This window comes from Psychrobacillus sp. FSL K6-2365, assembly GCF_038003165.1.
Taxonomy (GTDB): Bacteria; Bacillota; Bacilli; order Bacillales_A; family Planococcaceae; genus Psychrobacillus; species Psychrobacillus psychrodurans.
This window is the reverse complement of sequence record NZ_JBBOOO010000002.1, coordinates 1-1,740: the sequence shown is the minus strand read 5'-3', so window position 1 is coordinate 1,740 and position 1,740 is coordinate 1. Positions and strand designations below refer to the sequence as shown.

Annotated in this window: 2 protein-coding genes and 1 pseudogene; all 3 read right to left on the bottom strand. The window is 35.7% G+C overall.

Features of this window, described 5'->3' with window-relative positions; genetic code table 11:
- Window positions 1–383: pseudogene (locus tag MKY29_RS21985) on the bottom strand (rolling circle replication-associated protein); the annotation flags it as partial.
- A 266-nt stretch (window positions 384–649) separates the two neighbouring features.
- On the bottom strand, window positions 650–841 hold the full coding sequence (locus MKY29_RS21980) for a hypothetical protein (RefSeq protein WP_340880941.1): 192 nt from the start codon (window positions 839–841) through the stop codon (window positions 650–652).
- A 373-nt stretch (window positions 842–1,214) separates the two neighbouring features.
- Window positions 1,215–1,740 (bottom strand): rolling circle replication-associated protein (locus MKY29_RS21975; RefSeq protein WP_445677898.1); only part of this gene is annotated, 526 nt, incomplete at its 5' end.

The following is a 1,740-nucleotide window of genomic DNA, read 5'->3' as shown; positions in this document are numbered from 1 at the left end:
CTCTCATTTTTATACTTAGTACGCAATCGCTCTACAAAATTCTTAAAATCCTTATAGAGTTGTTTTGGGTCAGTCATATTTTCAGCATAGGTTAAAGTGATATGAAGCTCATTACGAGAGCCAACAAAATTGTTATTGATTAAGTATCTGATTTTTTTAAAAGTCTGCCGTAACGAATTGTAGTTGTCTTGACGTGTCATTGAATGTTGAAACTCTTTTATCTCTCCAGTAGACAAATCTACATATCTATCTTTATCCATTTTTTTAATATGGTTGGTTCGGTTCATCTTTTCCATGTGCTGCACTTCAATAACATGATTCATTTTAGTCACCTTCACCATAGCACCTGAATTAATGGAAACCTCCTCTGACTTCTTTTTCATGTGTTCACCTCTACTTTTCCATCCGCTAATGTTTAATTAAAATCAAGTTAATAAGAGCGGTTCTTTTTTTTGCTAAAATTTCTTACTCCTACCGCTTCATGAACTGTTCCAGATGCCCTTGACACGCAAGAACCTTTTCTGTGGTATTCCCAAGCCAAGAACCACCTTGGTAAATGAATAAGGTGGCTTGAACGCAAACAGCGTACCACAGAAAATTGCATGTCAAGGGTTCGCTTCGCCATCTTCCACAGATCATTACGCTTTGATTACTCATTTTCCATTTTTTCCATCATTTCTTTCATCATCGCTATATTCGGAAGAATAGTAGATTGTTGCTGGTACGTCTCTAAAGCAAATATAATAACGGCATTCATCGTCAACCCACGTTTTTCAGATTCAAACGCTATCCACTCATGCATATCTTCTGATATTTTAATGCTCATTTTTTTAGTAGCCATATGAACACTCCTTTTTATTAATAATGAGGAAGTCCGAGGTCCCACCAAAAGACTTCCTCTATTCAGTTGTAACTCAATTATACTATACTTTCGGAATCTATCAACTATTGTTTTGGAGTACATTGAAAATATTTTCTGACTTATTACGAACGTATTTTCTTTGATACAGAATATTTGTTCCAGTATTCTGCATAAAAAAAGGCCCCCCTTCGACTCACGCAAGGAAACCTCACCCAAAGGGGCCCCTCCTTGCATAACTCGAAGGGAAACCCCCCTCATTATCCATATATCCATTACAAACATCTTACCAATCGTTCTACATTTACCTTTACAAAAACGCTCTACGTCTATACAATTTGTACATACATAAGTATCAATCTTTTCTTTTTGTATTATACTGAATGAACGTAATAGTATTTTCGAAGTCTTCTGTCTCAATACGGTATGATTTTTGGTAGTGTGGTTTTGCAGAACCCACTACTTTTTTTATGTCTGAATATCGCATTTCTTGTCTTTCAGGAAACTCTATTCCCTTCGACTTCCTATAGAGATTCATTCCTGGTGGATATAAATGCAACCTACCACCTTTTACAAATTTCTTTTCTTTTCCTTCAACAATCTTCGTAGTAACTTCTCTTTCTTCTTGGTGCAATTTCATCATTGAATTTAAATCCATTTTTTCAGTATCCAACTCTATATCTGCCAAATACGCCGATAAATAAGCACCTATATTATCATTACCTTCCAACGACTTAATAGTAACGAAACCATGCCCCCAAACTAAAGCTAAATCCTCGTTTTTAATGAATATCCTATCCAAATCATTGAACCTTAACAACATATGACAATGCCATGCCCCTCGCCCCTGTGGTTCAACAACGCACATATAATCTAAAGAA